The sequence below is a fragment of the Gemmatimonas sp. genome, from assembly GCF_046594945.1.
GTDB lineage: Bacteria > Gemmatimonadota > Gemmatimonadetes > Gemmatimonadales > Gemmatimonadaceae > Gemmatimonas.
In genome coordinates this window covers 1-13700 of record NZ_JBKJRB010000119.1, presented here as the reverse complement: position 1 = coordinate 13700, position 13700 = coordinate 1, and the positions used below count along the sequence as shown (strand labels likewise).

Genomic DNA, 13700 nt, shown 5'->3' with positions numbered 1-13700 from the left:
TCTGGTTGCGGCCGCCAAGTCGGGCATCCTTCCGGCGATCGCGCTCGAGGTCATCAACAGATCGGCGGGACGCTCCAACGCATCGGAGAATCTCATCCCGCAGCGCGTTCTCACGCGCGAGTTCCCGCGCACGTTCCGGCTGGCGCTGCTCGACAAGGACGTGGGCATCGCCGCCGAACTCGCGCGCGAACACCAGGTGCCATCGCCCTTGCTGCAGCTCACGGCCGAACTGTTCCGCATGGCACACAACGAACTGGGTGAAGAAGCCGATCACGTGGAAGCCGTCAAGGTCGTGGAGCGGCTCGGCGGCGCACAGATCGGTGGGCGCCCGTCATGAGCACGGTCAATGTGGTTTCGGTGGACGAGATCCGCGCGCACTTTCCGGCGCTGGCGCGTCGAGAGGGCGCGCATCCGGTGGCGTTCTTCGACGGACCCGGCGGAACGCAGGTGCCGCGCGTGGTCGCCGAGGCGATGAGCGACTATCTGCTGTACCACAACGCCAACACGCATTGGGCGTACCCCACCAGCGTCGAGACCGATGCGATGCTGGCCTCCGCGCGAGTCACGCTCGCCGATTTCATGGGCGCCACCCCGGGTGAAATTTCATTCGGCGCGAACATGACCACGATTCTGTTCCACGTGGCACGCGCCATTGGCCGCACGCTCTCGCCAGGCGACGAGATCATTGTCACTGAACTCGATCATCACGCCAACGTGGCGCCCTGGCAGGCGTTGGCGAAGGAACGGGGCGCCGTGCTCAAGTGGCTGCCGCTCGACCTCGAGACGTACCGCCACCAAGCAGGAGCGCTCGAGTCGCTGCTGTCACCGCGCACCAAAGTTGTCGCGATCGGCGCGGCGTCGAACATCCTGGGTACCGTGAGTGATGTCGCGGCCATGGTTGCACTGGCCAAGACCGTGGGCGCGATCACCGTGGTGGACGCGGTACACTTCGCGCCGCACACGCTCGTGGATGTGAAGGCGATCGGCGCCGACTTCGTGCTCTGCAGTGCGTACAAGTTTTACGGACCACACATCGGGATCTGCTACGGTCGACATGCGGCGACGGCGGCACTTGATCTGCCGCGCCTCGAACCGGCCCCCGACTACGTGCCGGAATGCCTTGAGACCGGCACGCAGAATCACGAAGGCATCGTCGGCGCTGCGGCGGCCGTGGATTTCCTGGCCGGTCTGGCGGGGAATGGGACGGCGTCGCGGCGCGAGCGACTCGGCGCGGTGATGCATGCGCTGCACGAGCGCGGCGACACCCTGCTGCGCGAATTGTGGGTAGGGTTGCATTCCATCGAGGGCGTCACGGTATTCGGGCCACCGCCGGGCACTGCGCGCACGCCGACGGTCTCGTTCCATGTGCAAGGGTTTGAATCAGAACAGGTCGCGCGATTCCTCGCACCGCGTGGCGTCTATGTGTCGCACGGCGACTTCTACGCCACCACCGTGGCGCGTCGACTCGGTCTGGCGCAGGAGGGACTCGTGCGCGTCGGCTGCTCGTGCTATACCACCGCCACCGAAATCGCGCGCCTGGTCGACGGTGTACGCGCCCTCGTGCAGGGAACCGCCTGAATGCGGTGGCCCATCATGCTTCCGCGCACGATTCGCGCCCACGTGTACGCGGCACTCTCCGCGCTGGTGGCCACCACCGTGGTCGCCGCCTGCGGCGATCGCGCGTTGGCAGGCGAGGCGTTGCCGCCGGCCGAGTTTCTGTTCGCCGCGGGTGATTCCACGTACTGGGTACGCAGTGGCGGCGACGGTATGCGCGTGCGCAGCGCACCGATCCTGCTCACCGAAGTGGACGGTCGGTTGTTCGAGATCTTCCTCGGCGACGATGGCGCGGAGTATCCCGACGCCTCGTTCGCGAGCGCGCGGCTTTGGTCACGCGAACTCCAGCATCGGGACAGCACGCAGCTGTTCGGTGACTCCACCGTGATGCATGAACTCGCCGTGTGGCGTCGCGCGCACCCCCGGGATACGGAGATCGATCCCGCCGACGAGGAGATGCCCGACGATCCGCGCACGGTAGTGAGCGACGAAATCGAGATCATTGATGTGCATGGGCCGTATCTCACCGTCGAGCATCTGCTCAATGTCGACCTCGATGGCGGTCCGCCACACCGGCATGAAGGCCGTCGCATGGTCGTTGACGTGCGCAGTGGTGCCACCGCGTCGTTGGACGCGCTCGTTGGTGCCGGCGAAGCGCGGCGCGTGACGGCGGCGGCACGGGCGTCGCTGGCGCAGCTGATCGACTCGATCCGCACCGCAGGAGCGGCGGGTGACGAACGCGCGTCGGTGGCCACTGAGTCGATCGACAGCTTCCGGTTCGACTCCACCAGCTTCGGCATCACCGACATCGGGCGCGACCCGGCGGTGGCATTCATGGTGCCGGGGCATGGCACTGACGGCGAGGCCCTCGCGCTGTACCTGCCGCCGATCACGGTCAAAGCACCCGTTTGGTGGAAGTCGGTGCGCGCCACGCTGCCAAAGTGGGCCAAGGACTCGGCGCGCGTGACGTGGGATCGCGCAAAATACGAAATCGCGGCGCGCCCCTCCGCTGATGGCGACGCGCTCGCCTTGGTGTTGATCGGTGGTGCCGCGGGAAAGTCGCACGAGTGGCCGATCGCCACCGTCGCCGCCCCGGCGTATCAGCTGATCCCGCTGGACACGCCACCGATCGACAGCGCCGCGCGGGCGGCGTTGTCGCGGGCGTTCGATATCTCGACCTCGCTTGACGGACTGGTACAGCGGGCGAGCTGGCCGCGTCGCACGCCGCGTCGCACGCCGACCGTCACGCCCGTGTTACGCACGACGTCATTCTCACCCACCAAATGACCGACTCGTTGCCGGCACGGTTGTCCCGCCCGGTGTCCGCCTCGCAGCACGTCACGAGCGAGCTGATCATGCCGCACGACGCCAACATCCTCGGACACGCGTTCGGTGGGGCGATCATGGCGATGGTCGACAAGGCGGCCGCCGTGTCGGCGTTTCGGCACGCGCGCTCCGCCTGCGTCACGGCGTCGATCGATCGGGTCGATTTTCGCGAGCCGATTCACGTGGGCGATCTCGTGACCTGTCAGGCGTCGGTGAATTTCGTAGGCACGACGTCGATGGAGATCGGTGTGCGCGTGGAAGCCGAGGACCTCATTACCGGCGCGCGTCGTCATACGAACACCTGCTTTCTCACCTTTGTCGCGATCGACCGCAACGGTCGCCCGGTGCCCATCGCCTTGGTGCAGCCCGAAACCGACGACCAGTTCCGGCGATATGATGCCGCGCAGGCGCGCCGTCGCCGCCGTCTCGAAGAACGACAGGACGAGGCGCGCGCCGATCGCTAACGTGAAGCGAACACCCATGAACGTGCCGACGGACACGTACGCCGCGCTCCGCCTCCCGAATTTCCGCCGCTATCTGCTCGCGCTGTTCACGCTGACGCTCGGCATCCAGATCCAGGGAACGGTCGTCGGATGGCAGATCTACGATCTCACCCATGATCCGCTCGCTCTCGGGATCGTGGGATTGGCCGAAGCGCTGCCGGCGATCAGCATGTCGCTCTTCGCCGGCCATGTGGCCGACAGCCACGATCGGCGCCGCATTGCTCTGATGGCCGTGTCCGCGTTGGTGCTCTGTTCACTCGGGCTCTGGTGGCTGGCGCATCCGGCCCCGATAGGCGGCCTCGTGATCACGGCGCCCGCGCGCGTCCGCGCGATCTACGCAGTGATCGTGCTCAGTGGTCTCGCCCGTGCGTTCCTGCAGCCGGCCCGGCAGGCGCTCAGCGCCGAGTTGGTGCCGCGTACGCTGTACAGCAATGCGATCACGTGGCGGACTGGCAGCTGGCAGCTGGCGGCCGTCCTGGGTCCCGCCCTAGGCGGTGGTCTCTACGCCGTGGGAGGTACGACGCTGGGATACGCCGTGGATGCTGTGCTGATGACCTTCTCGGTCGGCGCGTTACTCTCCGTGCGCCACCGCTCTCCCGTGCGCGAGGTGACCGACGAGCCGATTCTGCGTTCGATCACCGGCGGGCTCCGCTTCGTGCTCGGCGAGCCACTCTTGCTCTCGGCCCTCACGCTCGATCTCTTCTCGGTGTTGTTCGGAGGAGCGATCGCGCTTTTGCCGGTGTTCGCGGCCGAGGTCCTTCACACTGGTCCATCGGGACTCGGTCTGTTGCGCGCCGCTCCCGCGGTCGGCGCCGTGATAATGAGCGTCGCGCTCACGCGCTGGCCGCCCTTCGCGCATACGGGCCGCAATCTGCTGATCTCGGTCACCGGGTTCGGTGCCTGTACGATCCTGTTCGGTCTCAGTCGCAGTCTCTGGCTGTCGCTTGGCGCGCTGGCGATGGCGGGCGCGTTCGACATGGTCAGCGTCGTGATACGCAGCCTGATGCTGCAGATCCGGACACCCGAAGCGCTGCTGGGCCGCGTGTCGTCGGTGAATCAGATTTTCATCGGCTCGTCGAACGAGATCGGGTCCTTCGAATCAGGACTGACCGCGCGCTGGTGGGGCGCCGTCACCGCCGTCGTGGTGGGTGGGGTGGCGACACTGGTGGTGGTGGCGACAGTGGCGTGGCGCGTGCCAAGTTTGCGGCGGCTCAAGCAACTGGTGAAGTGAGGTGGATCGTGTGTACTCGTTGCGATTCACCCAGGTTCGCTGGAACAGATCACACAGAGAAAAGGAGGTCAAGAGAAAAGGAGTTCTCTTGACCTCCTTTTCTCTTTTGCTCTGTGTGATCAGTTCAACCGACTCGCCTCGACACCGTCCACGTCGTCCGTCACCGCCAACTCCTCCGTGAGCGTCAGCTCGATCTCGGTGCCATCGCGCGCGATGCTCGAGCGCGGAAACACCGATCGAGCCTCGCGCTCGAGTTCGTGCGCATCGCGCGAGTAGCGGGCCGAGATGTGCGTGAGCACCAGTCGTCGCGCTCCGGCCTTACGTGCGACGTCCGCCGCCTCGCGGGCCGTGCTATGTCCCGTCTCCAGCGCGCGCGCCGCCTCCTCGTCCGCGAAGGTCGCCTCGTGGATCAGCAGGTCGGCATCCTGTGCGGCGGCGATCGTGTTTTCGCACGGGCGCGTGTCGCCGGTGATCACGATGCGGCGGCCCCGGCGCCGATCGCCCACCAGCGCCGACGGTTCGATCACCCGACCATCGTCGAGCGTGATCGACTGACCCTTGTGGATGCGACCCCAGAGTGGCCCCTCGGGTATGCCCATCGCACGCGCCAGCTCTGGATTGAATCGACCCAGTCGCTCCTCCTCCACCAGCGCGTAGCCGAGCGACTGGGACGGGCCGTGTGCCACCGCGAACGTGTCGACGTGGTACTCCGGCCGTTTCACCGGCTCGCCCGGCTCCAGCTCCGTGATGTCGATCGGAAACGTGGTACGCTCGCCACCCAAGCTGATGCATTGACGCAACGTTTTACCGATGCCACGCGGGCCCCACAATCTCAGTGGTTCGGTTCTTCCCTGTAGCGCCATCGTGCGGACGAGGCCGGTCAGTCCAAGGATGTGGTCCGAGTGCACGTGGGTAAAAAACAGGTCGTCGAACGCAAAAGAGATTCCGTAGCGCATCATCTGGCGCTGCGTCCCCTCGCCGCAATCGAACAACAATGTCTCGCCTTCCCGAATGATGGCGAGTGAGCTGACCCCCCGTTCCACGGTGGGACGGGAGGCGGCGGTTCCAAGGAAGCGGACGAGCAGCGGCATCGCGGCAATATAGGCGGTCACGACCAGTCTCCAGTTCAAAAATGGTCCGCGAAACAGCTGAACGCGGCCCCATGCTTGCGTTACATGGGTTTGCTGGCAAGGACCGCAGTAAGCGGCCTGTGGTTTGCAGTGACGACGGTGCAGTATCGCCGCGGTATGCTGGTTCTGTGACGGATGCCCTTCGCCTCGTCCCGGCCCGCCGCACTTGTTCAGGACTTCCGGATGCCGGGGGGCGTATGACCGGAAAAAGCCGACGCGGGTTCGCGTCAATGGATCCTGCGCGTCAGCGTGAGATCGCCAGCAAAGGTGGGCGGGCAGCCCACGAAAAGGGGACGGCGCACGAATGGTCGTCCGACGAAGCGCGGAATGCGGGGCGCAAAGGCGGTGTCACCGTCAGTCGCGATCGCGCCCACATGGCCGCTATCGGCCGTGAGGGAGGGGAGTCGCGCAGTGCGGCGGCTCGTGAAGCTCGGACGGGTGGACGGAACGCAGAGCGGGAAGTGCCGATGCAGGTCGCCCGCGATGGCGATCGGCCGACACCGGCCGCTCCGATCGCGGATCGTGCACCGGTGTTGCCTCGCAGCGACGAGTCGTCGGCACGCTGACCATCGCGCGTTGACCGCGCATCGGCGAATACCCTTGGGTGCCGCCCGTGTGACAGTTGTCAGAAAGCCTCCCGATAGTCCTCGGGAGGCTTTCGCGTAGGCGCGAGCGTCAGGACGGGTAGTGCATCAACTGGGCTTCAAGTTTGGCAGGGTCGATATTGCGACCGCTTACCAACAGCACGACCGGCCCCTCAGGCGCCGTGATCTGCCCGTGACGAAGCGCCGCCACGGTCACCGCACCGGCCCCTTCGACCGCCATGCCGGTGGTCCGGTAAAGCCACGCGATTGTCTCGCCCAACTGCGCCTCAGTGACGAGGGCCATTTCGTCCGCACAATATTGCCCGATGTGCAGCGCCTCGGCGTCAATCTGACCGGCCAGACCATCAGCCAGGGTAGGCGTCACCACGGTGTCGATCACTCGTCCCGCGGCAAGGCTCTGCGTCATGGCCGATGTCTCGACGCTCTGTGCACCGATAATGCGCACCTGAGGCGCGAGCGCTCGCAGGACCGCGCCCATGCCCCCGAGCAATCCACCGCCGCCGGTGCAGATCACAACGGTGCGGAGGTCTGGCACCTGCTCCAAGAGCTCCAACGCGACCGTGCCCTGACCGGCCAGCAAATCGAGCCCTAAACACGGATTGATGAATCGGATGCCTTCGCGCTCCGCGTGCGCTTTCGCCACGACCATCGCCACGTCGTAGTCGGCGGATTCGTCGTTCACCAGCGTTCCGAGGGCGCGGATGCCGTCTTTCTTCACCTGCGGGGCGTTGATCGGCACGTACAACGTGGCCGGCGTGTTGAACGCCTTCGCGGCGTACGCGACACCCAATCCGTGATTCCCGGCGCTCGACGCGACTACACCCTTCGCCCGCTCTTCGTCCGACAGCCCCGCCAGCACGTTGTACGCCCCGCGCACCTTGAACGAGCCGGTGGGATTTTCGAGCTCCAACTTGAACAACACTTCCACCCCGAACGCCTCCGACAGCGCATCGGAGCGAATAACGCGGCTCGGCGTAAGCACGGGGCGCAAGCGCTCGGCGGCGGTGTGCACCGCAGCGATGGCAGGGATGATGCTCGGATCGGGGGCAGGACGTGTCGTCATGTCACAAGAATAGCATCCGTCGGGGTCTTACAGCAGAAGGCCGTCGTCCGGATCGCGAGGTAGCGCACTGCCTGATCCGACGCGTCTGATGTATCCCGCGACATCGAATTTCAGTTTGGCCCGAGACGTCACCATCGGGCGGATACCGCCCCAGATCGGCTTGTTCCCCCATGGCCGATCCCAGAGCCCCAGGCACCACATGATGCCGCCCACGCTGTTCGGATCGCGACCGTCGAGCGCGTACTTGTCGTTCAGGAGGTACAGCCACGAGCGCGCCTGTTCGTAGTCCTCGGTCCACAATAGCATCGTCTTGCCCCAGAGCATGCGGGGATAGTTGTGGATGACCCCTTGGCTCACGAGCTCCCGTTGCGCGGCGTTCCAGAGCGCATCGTGGGTCTGCGCCGACTCCAGCGTCTCGAGGTCGTACCGCACGGGGCGGGGATCGCGCACATGCTCGGCCATCGTCTTCCGAATCCACGCCGGCAACGCTTCGAGGCGATCATAGTTTCGCGTGCGGAGACACCAGTTGTATGACAGCTCCCGCCACGTGGTGACTTGCTGTACAAACGCGTCAAGACTCGCCGACGGCGCACCAGTCGCCCGAGCTTCCCGAACCACGCGCGCGGATGCGATATGACCAAAGTGCAGATACGGCGACAGGCGTGACGTACCGTCGTTTACGCTCGCCTCATTGCGTCGGTCGGCGTACGGTGCGAGCTCCCGCGAGACGAACGCGGTGAGACGATCGGCCGCTGCCACACTGCCGCCTGGTAGCGACACGGCAGGCACCGTGTGGTCGATGTCGCAGCGACTCACGGCAGCCGCGATGTCCGCATCCGTCATCGTGCCGATGGGCAGCAGCGACAGACCTCCCTCGCCGATCGTGGCGCGAAGGGACTCGCGCAACACTCCGCTGACCGTCACCCGCGGCAAGGCGTCGGCCACCGGCTCGATGCTGTGATCCAGCAGCTTGGCGATCTTCGGACGAATGGTGCGCGCCGCATACTCCGGCTTCTCGAAGGCGCCGCTGGGTACGGTGCACACGCTATCGACAGCGAGCACGCGGCAATTCACCCGATCGGCGAAGCGCTCCACCCGCTCCCGAATGCCGGCGGTGGGGAAGAGGTCGGTGATCACGACATACGCGCGCGCGGCGAGACGATCGACCACGCGACGGTCCTCATCGCGCTTCGAGCGCAGGACGAACTGGTAGTGCAACCCGCGCGACTCCGCGTCGCGCGCGGTATCACGCGCGCCCTGCAGGATGAACGTGTGATGCCGATCGGCCGCGTAGGGATAGCTGGGGTCGAGCCCCTGATGAATCACCAGCGGTCGGTTTACGCGATCCGCTGTGCGAATGGCGGCCCGCAGCGCCCAGTTCTCCTCGAGGCGATGTGAGGACTGCATCCAATACAGCACGAACTCGCCGTCGGGATGGTACGTCTTGCCGTTCACATCGACGGTGCGCGCCACCAGCTGGTCGCGCACATAGTCGGCATCGAGGGCGTGCGGGGCAGCGGCAGTGCGGATAGTGAGCGTCGTCATAGAGAGTCCGGAACGCGCGGAAGCAGTTGAACGTGCCATCGGAGACAGGCAGAACAGCTTCGCCACCGCTTGACACCCGTACTTCGGCCGCTACCTTCCGCTTGTTACCCGATCGGCCCCGCGCCAACTGGAGCGGGGCAATTCTTGTCGGAGTGACCGCCGTGCATTTTACGGTCCCGGGGCTGTAGCTCAGCTGGGAGAGCGCTGCATTCGCATTGCAGAGGTCAGGGGTTCGAGCCCCCTCAGCTCCACTTGGACGCAGGAAATCGAGACGGTTCCGTGACGGTTTCGGCGCTGGTGTGACGCAGGAACCTTCTGCATCGTCCCGTGTACAGACAATGAAGCCCGCCGCCGTTCGGTAGGACGGAGAGTTCCAATGACGGTGCGCGTGGCAGTTTTCGAACCCCTGGGGCCCTCAAGGCTACCGGGGGTTCTTTCTTTAGTAACGGCGAAGTAGGCGGCGTGGAATATAAAGTATAGAGTATGGAGTATCGAGTATGGAGTATGGAGTAGAGGGTGCTCCGTCCCCCATACTCCCGACTCCTTACTTTGCCGTAAGTGACGCCACGTCCGCACGAAACGCCGCCATACTTTCGGCAATAAAGCGGCCCTCCTCTTCCTCGACCCTTCCCGCGTAGTCGCTCATCGCGGTGAACCCGAGATTGCCGAGGAATCGCATGATGGCGCTCTCGCGCACGGTCACGTCGAACTCACGCGTGAGCAGCGTTTGGCCCTCTTGGCCGGTGCGGAATCCGAGGGTGAACAGCAGACCTTTCCCCTCGAATGGGCGGCGGAGCGGCGAGCGGAGCAGCCGCTCGGTGATCAACGGCAGATGCCACTCGGGGTCTTTCGTGAAATGCATCGCCCACCCCCGTTCGCGCGCGTTCTTCGTATGCACGAATGCGCCCTGCATATTCGTGACGCCCACGGTGAAGAACGAGATCTTGGCCAAGGCGTCGACGTGAATCTGCAGCGTGTCGGGCATGCGTCGGGCGACGCCGACAATGGGCTGCAGCTGGCCGTCGTTCGAGCGGAAACGCACCGTCAGCAGTTGGTCCCGCGCTTCGGCATCGAACCAGTCTGACCCACTGCGGTCGGACAGCCGATACCGATAACTGGCCGGCTCCACGTATTTGCTGATGTACTTGGCGAAGGCCGGGAAGCTTCGCTTCAGGCGGTCGCCGCTGACGGTGATTTGCAGGGTCACCAGCGTCGAACCGTCGCGCTGTGGCACCGTGGCGATCGAGTCGATGGTAAGCAGGCGACCCAGTGCGGCCGTGGTGCGAGGCAGCATGGCGCGATAGTCGGCCCGCACCGCCGTTGCCGGGCGCTCGGACGAGAGGAATAGGGCGCGGGTGATGTCGTCGGCACGGCTCGGCGGCATAGGGCCGATGGCGTGATCCACCCGCGTGCGCCAGGCCCAGTCGCTCTCGCCGAGCTGTTCGAGTTCGATGAGGTGTCGCGAGTCGCCGGTCTTGACTGGCAGCGGCACGGCGGGCCGCGCCGTGAACACGTACTTCCCGCCCGTGAGTCCGGCTTGAACCTCGAGATCGCGGTCGGCGCCGGCGCGGGTGGTCCGCATCCCCGTCCACAGCGACGAGTCGTTCCCCAACTTTGACGGCGCAAAGGCGTAGCGCGCGATGCGCATGCGGGCGGCCGAGAACTTCGGATTCCGCGTTACGTTCGTAAAACGCGCCTCGATGGCAGCGGCGAAGGCATCCGCGTTCACCTTGGCGGCCGCTACGTCTGAGCCGTAGGCCAGTGCGGCCGCCCGGCAACCACCGATGGTCACGGTGGCGGTGAGCGCGGCGGCCAGCAGCACCGCGGACGAGTTTGGGAGAGGTCGCATACGATTCCAGTACACCGAAGAACAGTCAGAGGGCATGGCCCGCTCGGCGAGCGGCCTGAGGCGATTAGTTTTCGTGACTCGCGTGGCCCATCGAACACTGTATTGAACGCTGCACTTCTCGGTATCCGCCGTGTCTGACTCCGCTCCAGAAGCCGGTTCTGAATCCACCTCCGCCCCGCGTCGCGACTTCATTCGCGAACTGGTGGCCGACGACGTCGGCACCGGTCGTTTCGGCCGTGGCCCTGCCACGCGTTTCCCTCCTGAGCCGAACGGCTTTCTGCACATGGGACATGCCAAGTCGATCTGCCTGAACTTCGGCATTGCGCAGGAGTTCGGCGGCACCTGCAATCTGCGGTTCGACGACACGAATCCGGCCACCGAAGACGTGCGCTACGTGGAAGCGATTCAACGCGACGTGCAGTGGCTGGGCTTTCAATGGGATGGGCTCTATTACGCGTCGGATTACTTCGAGAAGCTGTACGCGATCGCCGAAGCGCTAGTGCTCAGTGGCAAGGCGTACGTCGATTCGCAGAACGAAGAAGAGATCCGGGCAGGACGTGGCACCGTGACGTCGGCGGGCACGCCGGGACCGTATCGCGATCGCACGGTCGAGGAGAATCTCGATCTGCTACGTCGCATGCGCGCCGGCGAGTTCGTTGACGGCGCGCACGTCTTGCGGGCGAAGATCGATCTCGCACATCCGAACATGATCATGCGCGATCCGCTGTTGCTGCGCATCCGTCATGCGCATCATTATCGTCGCGGCAACGACTGGTGCATTTATCCGTTGTACGACTTCGCGCACGGACTCAGCGACGCGATCGAGGGTATCACGCGCTCGTTATGCACACTGGAGTTCAAGGACAGCCGCGAGATCTACGACTGGCTGGTGAAGGAAGCCGGCTTCGAGAACCCACCCACGCAGATCGAGTTCGCGCGGCTGGAGCTCGACTACACCATTCTCAGCAAGCGCAAGCTGCTGCGCTTGGTGAACGAAGGGCACGTCACGGGATGGGATGATCCGCGTATGCCGACCATCGCGGGCCTGCGTCGTCGTGGGGTGCGTCCCGAGGCAATTCGCGAATTCTGTGAAACGATCGGCGTGGCGCGCAAAGACGCACGGGTGGAGATCGCCGCGTTCGAGCATGCCGTGCGCAACGACCTGAACGTCGAAGTGCCGCGCGTGTTGTGCGTACTCAATCCGCTCAAGGTCGTGCTCACGAACTATCCCGAAGGGCAGGTTGAGGATCTGGACGCGCCGAGCTTCCCGCCTGACGGGCCGAAGACCGGCTCGCGCCGTATGCCGTTCTCGCGTGAGCTGTACGTCGATCGCGACGACTTCATGGAAGACGCGCCGAAGAAGTTCTATCGGTTGACGCTGGGCAAGGAAGTGCGTCTACGCTTCGGCTATCTGATCACCTGCAACGAAGTCGTGAAGAACGACGCCGGTGAGGTGATCGAGTTGCGGTGCACGTACGATCCCGCCACGCGCAGCGGCCAGGCACCCGATGGGCGGAAGGTGCAGGGCACGATCCACTGGGTGAGCGCCGCGCAGGCGCTGTCGTGCGAGGTGCGGGTATACGACCGCTTGTTCTTGCAACCCGATCCCGACGCGGTGCCGGAAGGACAGGACTTCATCTCGACGCTCAACCCGCACTCGTTGGTGGTGATCTCGGATGCCAAGATCGAACCCAGCGTGGCGAATGATCCCGTGGGGTCGCGGTATCAGTTCGAGCGTACCGGTTACTTCATGAGTGAGGTGGAGAGCAGCACGCCGGAAAAGCTGGTGTTCAACCGGATCGTGGGGATGCGGGATAGCTGGGCGAAGGAAGTGAAAAAAGGGTGAGTGGATTTGCTCAGGCGTGCGTAACGGGGGTGACGGTGTTCCGTCGCCCCCGTCACGCACGTTGTGGCGTGATCGCGTCGCTGCCGAGTTGCGAAAACCGCCGAGAGCCGAGCAGAATATGGGTATGCCAATCGCGCACGAGCGTCGCTGGTCGGTTGAAGACGTCTGGGCGTTGCCGGACGATCCGCGGCATCGCTATGAGACGGTGGATGGGGAGCTGCTGGTGAGCCCAATGCCGCGGTTCGCGCATCAGCGCGCGGTCGCGAAGCTCGGTCTTCAGATTGGCGTGTATTTGTCCGGCCAAGCCGTGGGTGAGCTGATGTTTTCGCCGTACGACGTGGTGCTGGACCCCCCTACACGCTGATGCAACCGGACATCCTCGTGATCGCGCCAGTGGGTGCGGATGTGGTGAGGGGCGAGGTCGCCCCGCCCGCCCCCTATCTCGCGATCGAGGTGCTCTCGCCATTAACGGCGCGCGCCGACAGGCTGCGGAAGCGGCCACGCTATCAGCGTGCTGCGATCGAGTGCAGGCTGGTCGACCTCGACTCACAGTTGATCGAGCGGTGGGCGCCGGATGACGACCGTCCGCAGATCTGCGCCGAATGGGTGAGGTGGCATCCCGTCGGCGCCGACGAGGCGTTTTCGTTGGACGTCGCGGCGCTGATGCGGGCGGTGCTCGGGACGAGCGACGAAGGGTCCGGGGGCACTACCGTCCAGCCGTAAGTGTTCTATATTTTTATTTCCAATCGGCTTTTGTCGGTCGGAGACGAGGTGCCCCTTAGCTCAATTGGCAGAGCGTCTGACTCTGACTCAGAAGGTTCAAGGTTCGATTCCTTGAGGGGCAATACGAAGCGCCGTAACGACTTAGGTCGGTACGGCGTTTCGTGGTTTCTATCGCCTGGATGCGAAAGGAACGCCCAAGGAACAACGCGAGACACATAGGCCGACGTCGCCGCTCGTCATTCGGACGATCTCGCCGACGTCCTCGAGCGAGGAGCACAGCAGGCGCTCGCGCTCGCCTCGAAGCTGCGGATGGCGTCGGTCGACC

General features: G+C 64.9%; 13 protein-coding genes and 2 tRNA genes. 11 read left to right on the top strand and 4 right to left on the bottom strand.

Going from position 1 to position 13700, the window contains the following annotated elements; all coding sequences use genetic code 11:
• The 5 genes from ACLL97_RS14440 to ACLL97_RS14420 form a co-directional block, all read left to right on the top strand.
• Positions 1–337: NAD-binding protein (locus ACLL97_RS14440; protein ID WP_411281175.1), on the top strand; the 337-nt coding region annotated here is incomplete at its 5' end.
• Positions 334–1578 (top strand): cysteine desulfurase-like protein, encoded by a 1245-nt coding sequence (locus ACLL97_RS14435; protein ID WP_411281174.1) that lies wholly within the window; start codon positions 334–336, stop codon positions 1576–1578. The genes ACLL97_RS14440 and ACLL97_RS14435, both read left to right, overlap by 4 nt.
• Positions 1579–2841 carry a hypothetical protein gene (locus ACLL97_RS14430; RefSeq protein WP_411281173.1) on the top strand — a complete coding sequence of 421 codons (1263 nt, stop codon included), beginning with the start codon at positions 1579–1581 and terminating at the stop codon, positions 2839–2841.
• A complete protein-coding gene (locus ACLL97_RS14425; RefSeq protein WP_411281172.1) occupies positions 2838–3344 on the top strand; it encodes an acyl-CoA thioesterase in 507 nt (168 codons plus the stop codon). The genes ACLL97_RS14430 and ACLL97_RS14425 overlap by 4 nt, the downstream gene beginning before the upstream one ends.
• Positions 3345–3360: 16 nt before the next feature.
• Positions 3361–4614 carry an MFS transporter gene (locus ACLL97_RS14420; protein WP_411281171.1) on the top strand — a complete coding sequence of 418 codons (1254 nt, stop codon included), beginning with the start codon at positions 3361–3363 and terminating at the stop codon, positions 4612–4614.
• A 119-nt stretch (positions 4615–4733) separates the two neighbouring features.
• Here the strand turns inward: ACLL97_RS14420 and rnz are convergent, their stop codons facing one another.
• A complete protein-coding gene (gene rnz / locus ACLL97_RS14415; RefSeq protein WP_411281176.1) occupies positions 4734–5705 on the bottom strand; it encodes a ribonuclease Z in 972 nt (323 codons plus the stop codon).
• A 236-nt stretch (positions 5706–5941) separates the two neighbouring features.
• On the opposite strand from rnz, the gene ACLL97_RS14410 reads away from it, so the two are divergent.
• Complete coding sequence (locus ACLL97_RS14410; protein WP_411281170.1) at positions 5942–6310, top strand: KGG domain-containing protein; 369 nt, start codon at positions 5942–5944, stop codon at positions 6308–6310.
• Between the two features lie 109 nt (positions 6311–6419).
• Here ACLL97_RS14410 and ACLL97_RS14405 read toward each other — a convergent pair whose 3' ends face one another.
• On the bottom strand, positions 6420–7412 hold the full coding sequence (locus ACLL97_RS14405) for a threonine/serine dehydratase (RefSeq protein WP_411281169.1): 993 nt from the start codon (positions 7410–7412) through the stop codon (positions 6420–6422).
• A gap of 27 nt (positions 7413–7439) precedes the next feature.
• Positions 7440–8957: a deoxyribodipyrimidine photo-lyase gene (locus ACLL97_RS14400; protein WP_411281168.1), complete on the bottom strand. Its 1518-nt coding sequence runs from the start codon at positions 8955–8957 to the stop codon at positions 7440–7442.
• A gap of 178 nt (positions 8958–9135) precedes the next feature.
• Between ACLL97_RS14400 and ACLL97_RS14395 the strand changes: the two genes are divergently transcribed.
• Positions 9136–9208: transfer RNA gene (locus tag ACLL97_RS14395), tRNA-Ala, on the top strand.
• A gap of 293 nt (positions 9209–9501) precedes the next feature.
• Here the strand turns inward: ACLL97_RS14395 and ACLL97_RS14390 are convergent.
• Entirely contained in the window at positions 9502–10806 is a 1305-nt protein-coding gene (locus ACLL97_RS14390; RefSeq protein WP_411281167.1) for a hypothetical protein, read from the bottom strand.
• Between the two features lie 130 nt (positions 10807–10936).
• Here ACLL97_RS14390 and ACLL97_RS14385 point away from each other — a divergent pair, with 130 nt between their 5' ends.
• From ACLL97_RS14385 to ACLL97_RS14370, 4 genes are all read left to right on the top strand, one after another.
• Positions 10937–12652, top strand: coding sequence for a glutamine--tRNA ligase/YqeY domain fusion protein (locus ACLL97_RS14385; RefSeq protein WP_411281166.1), 1716 nt, complete (start codon positions 10937–10939; stop codon positions 12650–12652).
• 124 nt (positions 12653–12776) lie between these two features.
• The gene (locus ACLL97_RS14380; RefSeq protein ID WP_411281165.1) at positions 12777–13016 is read left to right on the top strand and encodes a Uma2 family endonuclease; all 240 of its coding nucleotides are present in this window, start codon (positions 12777–12779) and stop codon (positions 13014–13016) included.
• Positions 13016–13375, top strand: coding sequence for a Uma2 family endonuclease (locus tag ACLL97_RS14375; protein ID WP_411281164.1), 360 nt, complete (start codon positions 13016–13018; stop codon positions 13373–13375). The genes ACLL97_RS14380 and ACLL97_RS14375 overlap by 1 nt, the downstream gene beginning before the upstream one ends.
• A gap of 49 nt (positions 13376–13424) precedes the next feature.
• Positions 13425–13497, top strand: a tRNA-Gln gene (locus ACLL97_RS14370).
• Positions 13498–13700 lie beyond the last annotated feature (203 nt).

What these genes read in the sequence shown, in the direction of transcription:
- ACLL97_RS14420 (WP_411281171.1), top strand. Translation starts at nt 3,361, where the DNA reads ATGAACGTGCCGACGGACACGTACGCCGCGCTCCGCCTCCCGAATTTC.
- ACLL97_RS14400 (WP_411281168.1), bottom strand. Translation starts at nt 8,957, where the DNA reads ATGACGACGCTCACTATCCGCACTGCCGCTGCCCCGCACGCCCTCGAT.
- ACLL97_RS14375 (WP_411281164.1), top strand. Translation starts at nt 13,016, where the DNA reads ATGCAACCGGACATCCTCGTGATCGCGCCAGTGGGTGCGGATGTGGTG.
- ACLL97_RS14390 (WP_411281167.1), bottom strand. Translation starts at nt 10,806, where the DNA reads ATGCGACCTCTCCCAAACTCGTCCGCGGTGCTGCTGGCCGCCGCGCTC.
- ACLL97_RS14380 (WP_411281165.1), top strand. Translation starts at nt 12,777, where the DNA reads ATGCCAATCGCGCACGAGCGTCGCTGGTCGGTTGAAGACGTCTGGGCG.
- ACLL97_RS14435 (WP_411281174.1), top strand. Translation starts at nt 334, where the DNA reads ATGAGCACGGTCAATGTGGTTTCGGTGGACGAGATCCGCGCGCACTTT.
- ACLL97_RS14425 (WP_411281172.1), top strand. Translation starts at nt 2,838, where the DNA reads ATGACCGACTCGTTGCCGGCACGGTTGTCCCGCCCGGTGTCCGCCTCG.
- ACLL97_RS14410 (WP_411281170.1), top strand. Translation starts at nt 5,942, where the DNA reads ATGACCGGAAAAAGCCGACGCGGGTTCGCGTCAATGGATCCTGCGCGT.
- ACLL97_RS14405 (WP_411281169.1), bottom strand. Translation starts at nt 7,412, where the DNA reads ATGACGACACGTCCTGCCCCCGATCCGAGCATCATCCCTGCCATCGCT.
- rnz (WP_411281176.1), bottom strand. Translation starts at nt 5,705, where the DNA reads ATGCCGCTGCTCGTCCGCTTCCTTGGAACCGCCGCCTCCCGTCCCACC.
- ACLL97_RS14430 (WP_411281173.1), top strand. Translation starts at nt 1,579, where the DNA reads ATGCGGTGGCCCATCATGCTTCCGCGCACGATTCGCGCCCACGTGTAC.